The following is a 14,544-nucleotide window of genomic DNA, read 5'->3' as shown; positions in this document are numbered from 1 at the left end:
CCAGTGCTGCCGTTCCTAGTCGCCGCCGCTATCGCCGCGGTCTTCATCGTCGTCATGACGCTTCCCAAGCGCAGCGAGCCGGCGCTCGCGGACCAGAGCACCCCGACCGAGACGCCCTTCACGATCGTGCTGCGCGGCTACGACCGCGAACAGGTCCACAAGGTGATCCAGGCGGCCCAGGACGCGCTGGCCTATCAGGATCCAGCGGCCGCAGCGACGGTCGGGCGGTCGATTGCCGAGTTTCGGACCAAGGGGCTCGTCGTGCTCCGTGGCTACGACCGCGAGCAGGTCGACCAGCATTTGGCCCGGCTGGCGGCCGAGCTGGAGCAAGCCGCGCCGAGCTGAGCCGGCGCGGAGCTGGCAGGGAGGGCCGTCTGACGGCCCGACCGGTGCCCGGCGGGAGCGACGGTCGGCACCAGCGCGGAGCCGGGACGAGAAGAAACATGAAACGACCCGCCAGGCTTGACCTGACGGGTCGTGTGCTTGAGGCGATTAACGTCCCCGACGCGTCCGGACTTCGTCGAGGCGCTCGTTGAGGATCTCCTCGAGCTCCTCGAGCGACCGGCGCTCCAGCAGCATGTCCCAGTGGGTACGCGGCGGCTTGACCTTCTTCTGCTCCGGCTCGGAGCCGTCGACCAGGCGGGCCACCGTGCCGTCGAACTTGCACTCCCAGGTGATGGGCACCTCGGCGTCGACGGCGAACGGCACCTCGAACTGGTGGCCGTTGGCGCACAAGTACTCACGGGTCTGACGCGGAGCCAGTTCGGTGTTGCGGTCCGACTCGTAGCTGACGGCGCCCAGTCGGCTTCCGCGCAGCATGCGCTCGCCCATATTCGGCTCACCCCTCGAGAAAAGTTTGCAAGGTCCCTGCTCAGTCCCGGTCACACGGTGCAACGACCGCGACTGTGTCAGAGATTCCCTCAAGGGTACCTGGCCCGCGAATCACGCGACTGGCCTCACCCGGGCCTGGAGATCCGTTATGGTCCATTTTGGGACTGTTTGATGGTGAAATCGGAGGTCTGGGATGTCGATCACTGAACCGATCCCCGCAGAAGACGTGGACCGATCCTTCTTCGGACATCCCCGGGCTCTGTCGACGCTGTTCCTCACCGAGATGTGGGAGCGCTTCAGCTACTACGGCATGCGGGCCATCCTGGTCCTCTTCCTGACCGCGACCGCCGCCGAGGGCGGCCTCGGGATGGCCGACGGCCAGGCCAACGCCCTCTACGGAGTCTACGTCGGCATGGTCTACCTGGCGGCGCTGCCGGGTGGCTGGGTCGCCGACCGGCTGCTCGGCGCGCGGCGTTCCGTGCTCTACGGCGGCATCGTCATCGCCCTCGGGCACTACACGATGGCGGTCCCGACCGACTGGAGCATCTTCCCCGGCCTGATCCTGATCGTGCTCGGCACCGGCCTGCTCAAGCCGAACATCTCCCAGATGGTCGGCAACCTCTACGAGAAGGACTCACCACGGCGCGACGCCGGCTTCTCGATCTTCTACATGGGCATCAACCTCGGCGCCTTCATCGCGCCGCTGATCACCGGCTGGCTCGCCGATCACGTCAACTACCACGTCGGCTTCAGCGTCGCCGCGGTCGGCATGACCTTCGCCGTCATCCAGTACATCGTCGGCAGCAAGCGGCTCAAGGAGAACGGCGCCGCCCCCACGCACCCGCTGATCGGCCCGGAGCGTACGCGGACGCTCCGCTGGGTCGTTCTCAGCGCCGTGGTCGCCGCCGTGCTCATCGGTTTCCTGGCGCTGGTCGGCTGGCTCAGCGTCAGCAGCGTGGTCGACCTGCTGGCCTGGTTCACCGTGGCGGTCGCCGTCGTCTACTTCAGCCGGATCTTCCTCGACAAGCGGCTCACCGACGACGAGCGCAGCCGGATGCACGCGTACGTGTGGCTGTTCGTCTTCGCCGCCTGCTTCTGGATGATCTACGACCAGGCCGGTTCGGTGCTCAACACGTTCGCCGACGACAACACCGACCGTACGATCGGCAACTTCACCTTCCCGGCTGCCTGGCTCCAGTCGGTCAACCCGATCCTGATCATCATCGGCGCGCCGCTGGCCGCCGCGCTGTGGGTCAAACTCGGCACCCGCGTCTCCACGCCATGGAAGTTCGCCGTCGCGCTGATCCTCAATGGTCTGTCCTTCATGCTCATGGCCGCCGCCGCCCAGCAGGCCCTCACCCACAAAATCTCGCCGCTCTGGCTGGTCGCGGTCTACGCGCTGCAGGTCGCCGGTGAACTCTCGCTGTCGCCGGTCGGCCTGTCCATGACCACCAAACTCGCCCCCGCCTGGTACGCCAGCCAGATGCTCGGCGTCTGGTTCCTGTCCACCGCGGTCGGCGACGCGATCGGCGGCCAGATCGCCAAGACGTCCGACGGCGGGCCCAGCTACTTCCTGATCCTCGGCATCGCCTCCGTGCTCATCGGCCTCGCGGCGTTCATGTTCACCAAGCACATCCGCACACTGATGCGCGGCATCCACTGACTCGCGCGCGGGCGCTACCATCCGCCGGGTGAAGGCTTCCGCGCTGCGCCGGCTCGCCGCCTGGCTCGTCGACTGGTGCGTCATCAGCTTGTACGCCATCGCGCTGATCCCGCTCGGTCTGCTGTTCGGCCGGTCCCTGGACATCTCGACGGCAGCCTGGAACGGGCTGTCGTTCGTGATCCTGATCGTGCCGGTGACCCTCTGGCTGGCGTTCTGGGAGGCCCGGGGCGCTTCACCGGGCAAGCGTCTCCTCCGCCTTCGAGTGTCCCGCGCCTCCTCGCCGGCTCCGGCGGGTGTCCAGGGCCTGCCCGGTTTCGGTCGGGCGCTCGGGCGCAACCTGCTCAAGGTGGCGCTGCCGTGGGAACTCGCCCACACGGGCGTCTTCTCCTTCCTCAAGGCCGGCGACGACACCGTCGGCACGATCTTTACCGGCGCGGCCTGGCTCGTGGTGATCGCCTATCTCGTCGGCCTCTTCGCCGGCCGTACGCCCTACGACGCGGCGACCGCGCTCAGCGTGACCCCCGCCGGGCCGTCAGCTCGTTAGCGCCAGATCACGGTTACGCAGGTGATCATGGGCCGTCGTAGCCTGCGTACCCCTGATTCGCAGGATGGCTTAGCCGTCTTCGCAACCGACGCCGTCGTCGTCGCGGTCCAGGTCGTACGGATCATCGCCGTAGACCCGCACCGGCCCCTGAACATAGGCCGGTCCATTTCCGCTGCCTCCGGCGCAGTCGACGTCCGGGGCGATCGGCACACATCCCGAGTAGTTGGGGTGGCAGCTCGGTTCAGGTGGCGCCACGGCGGGTGGTGAGGCAGGGGGTGGGCTTGCCGGTGGCGGAGTGCCAGCCGGAGGTCGTGTCGGACTCGCTGACTTGGGTGAGCCCGGTGTGGACGAGGCGGGCCGCGAGGAGGCGGAGCTGGGCAGCGATGTCGGGCTCGTCGTGGTCGCCGTGATCGACGGTCGGGGCGCGGGATCCTGGCCCCCGCCCGAAACGATGACGCCGACACAGCAAAGCGCTGTCAGACCGCTGGCTACGAGCACCACCGCTGTCGTCGTTGAGAAGAACGGGCGTCTCGACGGTGCTGATGTGATCGGCTGCCAGTGGGAGCCGTTCCACACGGCGCGCCCGTCTGGCGACAGCGGTTCCCACCGTGTGCCGTTCCATCGGAATCTGCCGTCGGGCGAGATCTGATTAGTCATTGCGAGCGCCCGAAGTGCCGGCATTCGTAGAACGCCGTAAACCTCGTACTAGATCTACCAAGTCTAGGCGCATCTGCTGGTCCGCGCGGTTGTACCGGCGAACGGCGATCTCTCGGGTAGCCTGCGCGGGTGCGAATCATTCAGCGAGTCGTGACCGTCCTCGCCCTCGGCGGGCTGCTGGCCGCGGGGGCGGCCGGTTGTGGCGGCGACAGCGGCTCCGAGACGAAAGGCAACGGTGGCGTGAACGTCAGCACCGATACCAAGAACAAGCCCACGGTCACCTTCACCGGCGACGCGGAGAAGCCCTCCGGTCTCCAGGTGACCGACATCGTCGAGGGCTCCGGCGACGCGGCCAAGATCGGCGACTCGGTGGCGGTGCAGTACGTCGGGATCTCCTGGTCGACGCAGAAGCAGTTCGACTCGTCGTGGGACCGGGGCGCACAGCCGTTCACCGTCGCCCCGCTGGGCCAGGCCCGGGTCATCGACGGCTGGAACCAGGGCCTCGTCGGCGCCAAGGTCGGCGGCCGGCGACTGATCGTCATCCCGCCGAACCTGGGCTACGGCGCTCAGGGCGCGGGCGGCGTGATCGGCCCGAACGAGACGCTCGTCTTCGTGGTGGACGTGGTCTCCATCAACGCCTGACACAGTTCGGTCAGCTCAGCGACATCGGGGCAGTTTTCGCCCCGGTGTCGCTTTATTGTGTGCGGCGTGGAAACTGACGGGGCCGCTGACGAGCGGGTATTCGACGACGTGGCCGCCGGCCGGCGGCAGGCCGAGGCGTGGCGTAACGGCGTCGCGGGTGTGACGGCCCTGCTCGGCGCGGCGGTCATCGTCCGAGGGCGAGACGACGTCACCGACCTTGTCTGGTGGCTGCAATGGTGGATCGCGCTCCTGCTGGTCGTGGCGTTCGTGGCGCTGATCCGGGCAGTGTTCCTCGCTGCCCGTGCGGCGGGCGGGGAGCCGGGCGACCGGGCCGGTCTGGGCCTCGGCTCGGCGAGGCGATGGACCGTCGCAGGACTGTCGCTGATCGTGATGGCGTTGCTCGTCGGCTGGCTGTCCCCGGTGGCCGAGACGACGCGTCCGCTCATGAAGGTGGATCACGAGGGCGGCACGGACTGTGGGCCGGTCAGCTTCGAGCATGACGGCTACGTCGTGGTGACAGCGCCATATGTGGTGAGTCCGGGCTCGGTCGTGGCCGCGGAGAACTGGATCCCGCTCGGCCAGGTACGCCGTCTGGTGGAGGTCCCGAGCTGCACCTGATGCCCCGCCCCGCGAAGCCGATCATGGAGTTGGGGAACGATCAGGCTCGTAGGGACACGACACGCCGCGCGATCATGACCGATAGTTCATGATCGCGCGGAAAGCGGGGGCGGAAGCGGGGCTAGTCGAGGCGGGCGACGTCGAGGACGGTGACGACGGCCGTGCCCGCCTCGTCCGACGCGGCCAAGTCGACCTCGGCGGTGATGGCCCAGTCGTGGTCGGAGTCGGGGTCGTCGAGGATCTGCCGGCACTGCCAGCGGTCCTTCGTCTCGGTGATCAGCAGCAGCCCGGCGCTGCGCGCGTCGCCGTCCACGCCGATCTCGTCGTGATCTTCGAAGTACGCGTCCAGCGCCGTACGCCAGTCGAAGTCGGGGTCGAGTTCGGCGAGGGTGTCGTAGCGCTCGAAGGCGGCCAGCTCCACCCGGCGGAACAAGGCGTTGCGCACCAGTACGCGGAAAGCCCGGACGTTCGCGGTGACGCCCCGAGTCTTCTCTTCCAGCACGACCGGTGCGCCGTCGGAAACGGGGTTCCGCAGCTGCTCCCATTCGTCGAGCAGACTGGAGTCGACCTGGCGGACCAGTTCGCCGAGCCATTCGATGAGGTCTTCGAGGTCCTCGGTACGCGCGTCCGGCGGGATGGTCTGCCGCAGCGCCCGGTAGGCGTCGGCGAGGTAACGCAGGACGATGCCCTCCGAGCGGGCCAGCCCGTAGAAGGCGACGTACTCGGTGAACGTCATGGCGCGCTCGTACATGTCGCGTACCACGGATTTGGGGGCGACCTCGTGTTCGCTGACCCACGGGTGGCCGCGCCGATACATCTCGTACGCCCCCTCCAGCAGTTCGGCGAGCGGCTTGGGATAGGTCACCTCGTCGAGCAGCGCCATGCGCTCGTCGTATTCGAGTCCGTCGGCCTTCATCTGGGCCACGGCCTCGCCGCGGGCCTTGAACTGCTGGGCCGACAGCACCTGGCGCGGGTTCTCCAGGGTCGACTCCATGATCGACAACGCGTCGAGGGCGTACGTCGGTGAGGCGCGGTCGAGCAGTTCCAGGGCGGCCAACGCGAACGGCGACAGCGGCTGGTTGAGGGCGAAGTTGAGCTGCAGATCCTCCACCACGCGCAGGCGCAGCGGCTCACCCGGCCCGGACACGCGCTCGACGACTCCGGCGGCCAGCAGCGCGCGATAGATAGCGAAGGCTCGGCGTACGAGCTTGAGCTGGGCGGACCGTGGCTCATGGTTGTCGGTCAGCAGCTTGCGCAGGTCGGCGAAGACGTCGCCGCCGCGCTCGATGACGTTGAGGATCATCGAGTGGGTGACCGTGAAGCTGGAGGTCAGCGGCTCGGGGTCGGCGGCGACCAGCTTGTCGAAGGTGGGCTGGCCCCAGGAGACCATCCCCTCGGGCGGCTTCTTCTTCACGTAGCTCTTGAGTTTGCGCTGGTCCCCGGCGAACTTGGCGATCGCCTTCTCGTTGGCGATGACGTGCTCGGGGGCCTGGACGATGACCCGGCCGAGAGTATCGAACCCGGCCCGGCCGGCCCGCCCGGCGATCTGGTGGAACTCGCGGGCCTTCAGATGCCGCATCCGCGTCCCGTCGAACTTCGACAGGGCAGTGAACAACACCGTGCGGATCGGCACGTTGATCCCGACGCCCAGCGTGTCGGTGCCGCAGATGACCTTCAGCAGACCCGCCTGGGCCAGCAACTCCACCAGCCGGCGGTACTTGGGCAGCATCCCAGCGTGGTGCACGCCGATGCCGTGCTTCACCAGGCGGGACAGCTGCTTGCCGAACCCGGCGGCGAACCGGAAGTTGCCGATCATCTCGGCGATCGCGTCCTTCTCGGCCCGTGTGCACATGTTGACGCTCATCAGGGCCTGGGCCTGCTCCATCGCCGCGGCCTGGGTGAAGTGCACGATGTAGATCGGCGCCTGATGGGTCTGGAGCAGCTCCTCGACCGTCTCCTGCAGCGGCGTCAGCGAGAACGCGTGCACCAGCGGCACCGGCCGGGTCGCTGACGTGACCACCGCGGTGTTCCGCCCGGTCCGCCGGGTCAGGTCCTCCTGGAACCGCGTGACGTCACCGAGGGTCGCCGACATCAGGACGAACTGGGTGTTCGGCAGCTCCAGCAGCGGCACCTGCCAGGCCCAGCCCCGATCCGGCTCGGCGTAGAAGTGGAACTCGTCCATGACGACCTGGCCCGCGTCGGCCTTCGCGCCCTCGCGCAGGGCCAGGTTGGCCAGGATCTCGGCGGTGCAGCAGATGATCTGCGCCGACTCGTTGACCGCCGCGTCGCCGGTCAGCATGCCGACGTTCTTCGCCCCGAACTGCTCGCACAGCGCGAAGAATTTCTCACTGACCAGGGCCTTGATCGGCGCGGTGTAGAAGGTCCGCTCGCCGGAGGCCAGCGCGGAGAAGTGCGCGCCCGCGGCGACCAGGCTCTTGCCCGACCCGGTCGGCGTCGCCAAGATCACGTTGGAGCCGGTCACGACCTCCAGCAGGGCCTCCGACTGCGCGGGGTAGAGGCTCAGCCCGCGGCTCGCGGCCCACTCCTCGAAGGCGAGCAGAACTTCCTCCGGCTCGCTGGGTCCGCCACCCTCGGCGGGCGGCGGCAGCAGATCGATGAGGGTACGCGAGGCGGAGGTCACCGGCGCAAGGTTACTGTGCCGTCGGGCAAACCGTTCAACCTGGGCGCGCGGATGGCGAGCCGGAGGTGACGGCGGCCCGCTTCAGTGTGATAGACGCCTTGTTGTTGGTGTAGGTCGGTTCGGAGTACCCGGCTGCCTTCATGGTCAGCGTGAAGCTGCCGGTCGCGACGGAGGCCGTCGACATGATCACCTGGAACCGGAGCTCGTGCCGGCCGGCCGACACGGAGTCCATCTGGCAGCGTGCCTTGAAGGTGCCCCAGTACACGCAGCCGGGTGCGTACTCCTTGATCAGCACCCCGGCCGGGAAGGCGACCTCCCACCTGAACTGCAGGCCCCGACGCCGGGATCGCGGCCGACGCCTCGAAGGCGATCGTCACGGCGACGGTCTGCCCGGCGGCTCCCGAGGCCGATGCCGGGAGCGCCTCGGGGTCGACGACTTCCGCGTACGCCGATGTGGCGGTGAACCCCACGGTGAGCAGGACACCCGCCGCCACGATCGTTGCGGCCCGGCGTACGTTCATTGACATCTCCGATCGTCTGCGACGCCGGAGGCAAGCACCTCAGTAGGGCAGCCAGCTGACCCGTTTGCCGCCCGCCAGCGTGCTGGCCATGAGGCCGGAGTCGGAGACCGTCCACAGCTCGTCGCCGATGACCAGGCTGCGCCGGATCGCCGCCGGGTAGTAGCTGTCCTTGGCCTGGACCGGGTGGCTGATCCAGCCCGCCTCGGTCAGTGTGGCGCCGCCGACCTTGATCAGCAGCGCGCCCCCGTCGCCCTTGTCGGAGTTCCACTTCTGGACCGGTACGACCAGCAGATTCGTGTCGGGCCAGTAGAGGAACGCGTGCGGGTCGAACTCGGCCTCGCTGTAGCCGTGGTCGCCGACCTCGTGGTTGGCCAGGCGCTTCGGATTCGTCGGGTCGCCGACGGCGAACAGGGAGATCTGGGTGCCCTGCACTCGGCCGTTGTCGTCGGCGGCCTGGCCGACGCCGAGCAGCCGATCGCCGGTGAGCGGATGCAGGTACGCGCTGTAGCCGGGGATCTTCAGCTGACCGGCGACGACGGGCTTGGCCGGGTCACGCAGGTCGACCACGTACAGCGGATCCGTCCGCCGGAACGTCACCACGTACGCCGTCGCACCGACGAAGCGTACGGCGTAGATCTGCTCGCCTTTGCCGAGTCCGCCGACGCTGCCGACGACCCGTAACGTGCCTCCGTCGGTGCGCAAGGCGTACACGCTGGAAGTGCTTTTGGAGGTCTGGGACCACGGGTGACCGGTGGTCGTCGCGACCCGCAGCACCCCGTCGTTCTCGGACATGGAGTACTGGTTGAGCAGCCAGCCGGAGACGGTGCCCGCGGCGACGTAGCGGGGCTGGCGGCCGGTGATGTCGAACATGTACAGCTCGGTCTTGCCGGTGGTGCCGACGCCGCGCCAGCGTTCGTCGTTGGCGAGGTAGAGATGGGTGCCGGAGCCGTAGACGGTCTCCGCGTCGGCGAAGACCGACGCCGGCACGCCGTCGGCGAGGCGGCCGGCGGACAGGTCGAAGCTGAGCACGGTGACCAGTTCCGAGCCGCTGAACGTCGCGGGGTGGCGGACGTCGCCGCAGTCGACGGTGCCGGGCGTGCCGTCGCTGGTGAACTTCGGCAGCCACGCGTCGATCGGCGTCTTGTCGATGATCTTCCGGTTGTTGGCGATGAGTGTCTTCTGATCGCCGCGTGCGTCCGGCTTGAACACGATTCGCGGTGCGGAGCGCACGACGACCCGGGCGACGGAGCCGGTCTGGCGCGCGTCGGTGAACGTGGCGTCGATGGTGTAGGTCGAGATCACCTTGGCGGTCGTCAGGTCGACCAGCGTGATCGTGGTGTTCTGGGCGGTGACCATCGGTCCGCCACGGGCTGCGGGATAGTAGTCGCGGCCGCCCATGACCAGGACGTGGTCGCCGGACAGCAGCAGTTGATCCCCGGCCTGAGAAAGCTGAACGGTCCCGGTCAGCTTGTGCTGGGCGGCGTCGACGATGCGCAGCACGCCCCGGCTGACCGTCACGATGCGTTTGCCGTCGGTCTTGACCAGGTCGGGTTCGTCCACGCCGGCCTCGTGCGTGTTCGTTCCCGAGTACGCCGGCCCGGCGGCGTCGGGGACGGCTGTCTTCCCGCCGGTAGCCCGTTCGACGCCGCTGGCGAAGTCGCGCCACAGCATCTGGTTGCCGAAGCCCCAGGGCTGGACGCTGGCCTTGGCCGCGGCGCGGACGTCGGCGAGCAGCCGGTCGCAGGAGTCGTAGGAGACGAGCTGCAGCGCAGGCGCGGCCACTTGGCTGGGGGCGGGCGTCGGCGACTCCTCGGTGCAGGCGCTCAACGCGATGAGGGCGGACGCGGCCGCGCCCAGCAGCTTCAGTCTCATGGCGCCTAAGACGCGCGCGGTCGCGAACGGGTTCCCGTCGCCGCCATTCCAGCTGTGGTCGCAGCGCGCTGGATCAGGGTTCTGGGTCGAATCTTGCCCCAAGATTCGACCGCGAACCCTGATCCAGCGCTATCACGGTCAGCGGAACGTCACGCGAGCCGCTTCCCGGTGGCCTTGGGCGAATCCGGCGCGCGCGGACGGGGCGCGGGTCGCCGGATCCATCTGGTTGACGCCCATGGCGGCACGGGAGTCGGCGTCCGGGGTGATCACCTGGACCTGGCTGCCCTGCTCGCGGAGGGCTTCGACCTGGCTGGGCAGGTCGGCGCCGGGGAAGCGGCGCAGGCCTTCGAACTGGCCCTCCGGCAGTGGCCCGCTGCGCTCGCTGAACGGCGAAAGCACAAGGACTTTGGCGTAGCCCGCGGCGAGGTCGGCGTTGTCGGGGGAGCGTACGCCGCCGTTGATGTAGCGGACGCCGTTGACCTCGTGCGTGGGAGCACCACCGGGCAGGGCGACGGCCGCGGTGAGCGCGTCCACCAGCTCGACGCCGGAATCTTTGTCGAACGGGGCCAGCTCTCCGGTGTGCGCGTTGAGGGCGACCACGATCATCGGCCGGTCCGGCCACTCGGGCCGGGGCATCCGCGCGGCGATCATCGCCCGTCGCTGCTCCACCACGTCGGGCCCGAAGGCGGCGTCGCTCTCGAGCCCGAACGCGCCCATCGCCCGCTGGAGATCGGCGGCGGAGGTGGCGGCGGCGCCGATGGCCCTCATCCGGTCGAACAGCGCCGTCATCGACGACGACGGCCGTTCGCCCTGCTGCCCGGCGGGTCGAACCGGTTGGGACAGTGACGACGGCGGCTGTTCACGGTGCTGCCCGGCCGGTCGAACCGGCTGGGACAGCACAGAGTCCAGCAGGTCGGCCAGCGTGGTGCCGCTGCGAACCCACGCGGCGGTGGTGGACCCGGACGAGGTGCCGATCACCAGGTCGGCGGCTCGGGTGAGATCGAGACCGGCTTCGGCCAGGCCGGCGATGACACCGATCTGCCAGGCCTGCCCGGCGGCTCCGCCCGCACCGAGAACCAGGGCTAGGACCTGAGCCGGCTGCGGGCGTACGGAGGTTGATTCGTGCGCTTGTGACATGTCGTGGTCCCTTTCCGGGCATCCGAGATGCGGGTGCCCGGCGACCGTCGACGGTGCGGCGCTAGCGGCTCCGGCGTACGGGGGTGAGCACCCGACTGTGAACGAAGATCGGACTCACCTCCTTGGACTGGGCGCTGCGCGAGCGCGGCTGGCGTACTCGGGAGAAGGATACCCGCGCAATCGCCTCAGGAGGCGGCGGGTGCCGGAGCGGGCGCGCCGAGCCGGGCGACTGCGGCGATGAGCTGGCTGACCTGTTCGGCGAGCTGCGCCGCCTGCGCCTGGGCGGCCTGCGCGTCCCGGCGGGCGGCGTCGAGGTCGCGGTGGGCGATCTCCAGGTCGCGGCGGGCCGTGTCGGCGGCGCGCTGGGCCTCGTCGGCGTCCCGCCGCGCGGCGTCCCGTTCCCGGGTCGCGGTGCTCAGGTCTGCGATGGCGGCGGCGAGGTCTGCGGTCAGGCCGGTCACCTGGGTGTCGAGGGCCGACAGCCGGGCCGTGGCCCGGTCCAGGTCGGCGGTCAGGCGGCGCTGCTCGCCTTCGGCCGTGGCCAGGGCGCTCTGGGTTTCGGCGAGCGCGGTCCGTGCCTGGTCTCGTTGCTGGTACGCCTCGTCGCGCAGCGCCCCGGCGGCGGCGACGGCGTTGTCGGCCTCCTTGGCGATGCGGTCGCGTTCGGCGCGGGCGGCGTCGGCCTGTCCGGCGGCGTCGGCAGCCCGGGCGTCGGCCTGCTCCTTCGCGGCGACCGCGGCGGCGATGTCGGCTGCGGCCTGCTCTTGGACGGCCTGAGCCTCGGCGTGCGCCTGTTCGACGGCGGTCGCCGCCTCCTCGCGGGCGGCGGTCGCGGTCGCCTCGGCCGCCGCGACGGCCGCGTTCGCGGCCTCCAATGTGGCCGCTGCTTCTTCGCGTACTCGCTGAAGGGTGGCCGCGGTCTCCTCTTCCAGGCGGCGCATCGCGGCCTGGACCTGCGCGGCGTGCGCGTCCGACGCGGTGACCTCGCTGCGGGCGGCCGCGACGTCGGCGGCGGCCTGCGCCCGCACTTCGGCGAGCTGCCGCTCCACCCCGGCGGGGGAGAGTTCGGCGTGCAGCGCCTCGGTCAGCGTCTCCACGACCTGGTCGAGCCGATCGACGACCTCGTACGCCTTGGCGACCTGACCGGCCAGCCCGGGCGAGGTGCGGTGACGCATCCGGACGTTGCGGGCGGCTCGCTGGCACTCGCCGTCGTTGTCGCGGCAGTAGCGAAACGGTCGTCCGGCTCCGGCGCGCTGCGGCACCGGTTTGCCGCAGTGCAGGCAGGGCCGGGTCTCGGTCTCGGGTTCGGCGGCGGCGGTCACGGGGTTCACCTTAGGCGCTCCGTTCGCCCGATCATGAACTAACGGTCGTGCTCGGCCGGTGTGTCGTGTCCCTGGCGTCCTGATCGTTTCCCGAAGCGCATGGTCAGCGTGCGGGCGAGGCGGGCGGGGCGCGATCGCCGCCGCGGTGGCGTACGGCCGTCGTAGGACCAGTGAATGTCGCGAAGACGCAGCTCAGCGGCGGCCGACGGATCCAGTGTGGACTGCGAGCGGGCGAAGTCCCACCCGTCCCGAAGCGATCCCTGGGGCGGTCGCCCGTCGGCCCAGGCGCGGAAGGCGGCGTACCAGGACGGGCCGAGCGAGGCGGCCACCGCGGGCCAGGCCCGGGCGACCTCCCCGGCGCGTTTGCGCAGCAGCTGTTCGCGGACGGCGTCGACCCGCGTGGCGTCGAAGTCCGGCGGGGGAGCGCCGCCGGCCACGAGCGCGGCGACCAGCGCGGCCTGCCGGTCGGCGAGGCTCACGCCGTCACCCGGTCCAGGCCCGCGGCGTCGGCGATGGCGTCCAGCTCCGCCGACAGCTCGGCCGCCGGGGGATACCGGCCGTCGCGTTCCAGCATCACCGCGGGCAGCCGCCCGGCCAGGTGAGCGAGCAGCCGCAGCACGTCATCGGGTACGCGATCAGTGTGCGTGTCCTGGTAGAGCCCGTCGATCTCGGCGCCCCCGGCGACGTGGCAGTAGGCGACCCGCTCCCACGGCAGCGCGTCGAGCAGGGCGTACGCGTCCTCGCCCCGGTTGACGGCGTTGGCGTACACATTGGCGACGTCGAGCAGCAGCAGCGCACCGGTCCGGTCGAGGATCTCGGTGAGGAACTGGGCCTCGGTCAGCTCGTCGTCGGGCCAGTCGACGAGGGTGGCGATCGGTTCCAGCGCCAACGGCACGTCCAGTGTGGACTGCACGACGGCGGCGTTGGCGGTGATCGCGTCCACGGCTTCCCGCGTACGCGGGACGGGCAGCAGGTGACCGGCCTCGTGCCCGCCCGCCCGTACGAATGCGATGTGCTCGCTGACCAGGGGAGCCTCGGTGAGCCGGGCGACCGCGGCGAAGTGCTCGACGCGGTGCGGTTCGACGGGTTCGGCCCCGCCGAGGGACAGCTTGACGCCGTGCGGGACGACTGGCACGCCGCGGTCACGAAGGCGGGCGAGCCCGTCCGGCAGGGGACCGTGATGCGGCACGGATTCCGCGATGACCTCCGCGAAGGACAGGGCGGCCAGGCCGGTGACGTAGCCGGAGATCTCCGGCCGCCAGCCGATGCCGACGCCGGCCAGTGGGGAGGTCACGAACCACCACCGCAGCCGCCGCCCCCGCCGCAGCTGGACCCGCCGCCGCAGGAGCTTCCGCCGCCACAGCTCGATCCGCTGCTGCCGCACGAGCTTCCGCTGCCGCAGGTGCCTCCGCTGTCGGAGGAGCCGCCCGTGTCCGGCGGGCTGCCGCAGGACGCTGTGGAGCCGCCGCAGCTGTAGGTGCTGCCCCCGGCGGTGCTGCTGGTCGCGGCGGCGGTCCGCAGCGGGAAGAAGCCGAGCAGTTCGGGACTGACGGCGGTGAACGCGGCGGTGCCGTAGAGGCCGACGCCGAGCCCGGCCGCGGCCGGTCCGTACGTCAGCCAGGCGGGATTCTGGGCGGGTGCGAGGTAGGCGTACTCCTGACGGTGCTGGCGCAGCAGCGCGTTGCCGGTGGGCGTACGCCGGTTGGAGGCGCTCAGCACGCCTTTGAGCTGGAGCGAGTGCCGGATTTCGTCGAGCGCGCTGCCGACGGCCGGGCTCGCGACGATGGCCCGCCCTTTGCGCCGCCGGGCCAGTTCGGCGGCGACCGCCCGTTGCAGGGAGGTGGCGCCGGGGATCTGGTGCATCGGGCGGAGGTGGACCTGCCCGGCGACCCAGAGCGAGGCCAGCGCCGACTGGACCGCCCGGGGCCGGCCGCCCGCGAGGTAGGCGACCTCCTCCGGGCTGGGCCGCGGGCCGGTGTAGACGGCGTTACGGCGGCGGGCCACCTGGACGAGCGCGATGAGGATGATGAGACCGGCGAGCACGAACGGGATCAGGAGGACGAGCAGAAACGGCGCGCGCATGCCGACAGTGTGCG

General features: G+C 70.2%; 16 protein-coding genes. 7 read left to right on the top strand and 9 right to left on the bottom strand.

Features of this window, described 5'->3' with window-relative positions; genetic code table 11:
* The first annotated feature begins 3 nt into the window (after positions 1-3).
* Positions 4-345: a DivIVA domain-containing protein gene (locus AB0H43_RS12155; protein WP_359999300.1), complete on the top strand. Its 342-nt coding sequence runs from the start codon at positions 4-6 to the stop codon at positions 343-345.
* A gap of 147 nt (positions 346-492) precedes the next feature.
* Here AB0H43_RS12155 and AB0H43_RS12150 read toward each other — a convergent pair whose 3' ends face one another.
* Entirely contained in the window at positions 493-831 is a 339-nt protein-coding gene (locus tag AB0H43_RS12150) for an RNA polymerase-binding protein RbpA (protein ID WP_253751942.1), read from the bottom strand.
* 193 nt (positions 832-1,024) lie between these two features.
* Here AB0H43_RS12150 and AB0H43_RS12145 point away from each other — a divergent pair, with 193 nt between their 5' ends.
* Together AB0H43_RS12145 and AB0H43_RS12140 are read left to right on the top strand one after the other, a co-directional pair.
* The gene (locus AB0H43_RS12145) at positions 1,025-2,494 is read left to right on the top strand and encodes a peptide MFS transporter (protein WP_359999299.1); all 1,470 of its coding nucleotides are present in this window, start codon (positions 1,025-1,027) and stop codon (positions 2,492-2,494) included.
* A 28-nt stretch (positions 2,495-2,522) separates the two neighbouring features.
* Complete coding sequence (locus tag AB0H43_RS12140; protein WP_359999298.1) at positions 2,523-3,038, top strand: RDD family protein; 516 nt, start codon at positions 2,523-2,525, stop codon at positions 3,036-3,038.
* Between the two features lie 69 nt (positions 3,039-3,107).
* On the opposite strand, the gene AB0H43_RS12135 is transcribed toward AB0H43_RS12140, so the two are convergent.
* Positions 3,108-3,248, bottom strand: a complete 141-nt coding sequence (locus AB0H43_RS12135; protein WP_359999297.1) for a hypothetical protein — start codon at positions 3,246-3,248, stop codon at positions 3,108-3,110.
* A gap of 133 nt (positions 3,249-3,381) precedes the next feature.
* Here AB0H43_RS12135 and AB0H43_RS12130 point away from each other — a divergent pair, with 133 nt between their 5' ends.
* The 3 genes from AB0H43_RS12130 (at position 3,382) to AB0H43_RS12120 (ending at position 4,955) form a co-directional block, all read left to right on the top strand.
* Positions 3,382-3,687 carry a hypothetical protein gene (locus AB0H43_RS12130; protein ID WP_359999296.1) on the top strand — a complete coding sequence of 102 codons (306 nt, stop codon included), beginning with the start codon at positions 3,382-3,384 and terminating at the stop codon, positions 3,685-3,687.
* A gap of 326 nt (positions 3,688-4,013) precedes the next feature.
* Positions 4,014-4,337, top strand: a complete 324-nt coding sequence (locus AB0H43_RS12125) for an FKBP-type peptidyl-prolyl cis-trans isomerase (protein ID WP_359999342.1) — start codon at positions 4,014-4,016, stop codon at positions 4,335-4,337.
* Between the two features lie 66 nt (positions 4,338-4,403).
* Complete coding sequence (locus tag AB0H43_RS12120) at positions 4,404-4,955, top strand: hypothetical protein (RefSeq protein ID WP_359999295.1); 552 nt, start codon at positions 4,404-4,406, stop codon at positions 4,953-4,955.
* A 121-nt stretch (positions 4,956-5,076) separates the two neighbouring features.
* Here AB0H43_RS12120 and AB0H43_RS12115 read toward each other — a convergent pair whose 3' ends face one another.
* Positions 5,077-7,563: a DUF3516 domain-containing protein gene (locus AB0H43_RS12115; protein ID WP_359999341.1), complete on the bottom strand. Its 2,487-nt coding sequence runs from the start codon at positions 7,561-7,563 to the stop codon at positions 5,077-5,079.
* Between the two features lie 173 nt (positions 7,564-7,736).
* On the opposite strand from AB0H43_RS12115, the gene AB0H43_RS12110 reads away from it, so the two are divergent.
* Positions 7,737-8,120, top strand: a complete 384-nt coding sequence (locus tag AB0H43_RS12110) for a hypothetical protein (protein ID WP_359999294.1) — start codon at positions 7,737-7,739, stop codon at positions 8,118-8,120.
* A gap of 36 nt (positions 8,121-8,156) precedes the next feature.
* Here AB0H43_RS12110 and AB0H43_RS12105 read toward each other — a convergent pair whose 3' ends face one another.
* From AB0H43_RS12105 to AB0H43_RS12080, 6 genes are all read right to left on the bottom strand, one after another.
* Positions 8,157-9,989: a beta-propeller domain-containing protein gene (locus AB0H43_RS12105; RefSeq protein WP_359999293.1), complete on the bottom strand. Its 1,833-nt coding sequence runs from the start codon at positions 9,987-9,989 to the stop codon at positions 8,157-8,159.
* A 138-nt stretch (positions 9,990-10,127) separates the two neighbouring features.
* Complete coding sequence (locus AB0H43_RS12100; RefSeq protein ID WP_359999292.1) at positions 10,128-11,126, bottom strand: patatin-like phospholipase family protein; 999 nt, start codon at positions 11,124-11,126, stop codon at positions 10,128-10,130.
* Between the two features lie 185 nt (positions 11,127-11,311).
* Positions 11,312-12,448: a hypothetical protein gene (locus AB0H43_RS12095; RefSeq protein ID WP_359999291.1), complete on the bottom strand. Its 1,137-nt coding sequence runs from the start codon at positions 12,446-12,448 to the stop codon at positions 11,312-11,314.
* 38 nt (positions 12,449-12,486) lie between these two features.
* Positions 12,487-12,927, bottom strand: a complete 441-nt coding sequence (locus AB0H43_RS12090) for a hypothetical protein (RefSeq protein WP_359999290.1) — start codon at positions 12,925-12,927, stop codon at positions 12,487-12,489.
* Positions 12,924-13,742 carry a DUF692 domain-containing protein gene (locus AB0H43_RS12085; protein ID WP_359999289.1) on the bottom strand — a complete coding sequence of 273 codons (819 nt, stop codon included), beginning with the start codon at positions 13,740-13,742 and terminating at the stop codon, positions 12,924-12,926. The genes AB0H43_RS12090 and AB0H43_RS12085 overlap by 4 nt, the downstream gene beginning before the upstream one ends.
* A complete protein-coding gene (locus tag AB0H43_RS12080) occupies positions 13,739-14,530 on the bottom strand; it encodes a TIGR04222 domain-containing membrane protein (RefSeq protein WP_359999288.1) in 792 nt (263 codons plus the stop codon). Before AB0H43_RS12080 ends, AB0H43_RS12085 begins: the two co-directional genes overlap by 4 nt.
* Between the last annotated feature and the right edge of the window lie 14 nt (positions 14,531-14,544).

The organism is Hamadaea sp. NPDC050747, from assembly GCF_040654195.1.
Lineage (GTDB): Bacteria > Actinomycetota > Actinomycetes > Mycobacteriales > Micromonosporaceae > Hamadaea.
The sequence above is the reverse complement of the archived record's forward strand: the minus strand, read 5'-3'. Positions and strand labels throughout refer to the sequence as shown.

Bases quoted from the DNA above. Each gene is read 5' to 3' on its own strand.
- AB0H43_RS12150 (WP_253751942.1), bottom strand. From the start codon at position 831: ATGGGCGAGCGCATGCTGCGCGGAAGCCGACTGGGCGCCGTCAGCTAC.
- AB0H43_RS12145 (WP_359999299.1), top strand. From the start codon at position 1,025: ATGTCGATCACTGAACCGATCCCCGCAGAAGACGTGGACCGATCCTTC.
- AB0H43_RS12110 (WP_359999294.1), top strand. From the start codon at position 7,737: ATGGTCAGCGTGAAGCTGCCGGTCGCGACGGAGGCCGTCGACATGATC.
- AB0H43_RS12105 (WP_359999293.1), bottom strand. From the start codon at position 9,989: ATGAGACTGAAGCTGCTGGGCGCGGCCGCGTCCGCCCTCATCGCGTTG.
- AB0H43_RS12100 (WP_359999292.1), bottom strand. From the start codon at position 11,126: ATGTCACAAGCGCACGAATCAACCTCCGTACGCCCGCAGCCGGCTCAG.
- AB0H43_RS12080 (WP_359999288.1), bottom strand. From the start codon at position 14,530: ATGCGCGCGCCGTTTCTGCTCGTCCTCCTGATCCCGTTCGTGCTCGCC.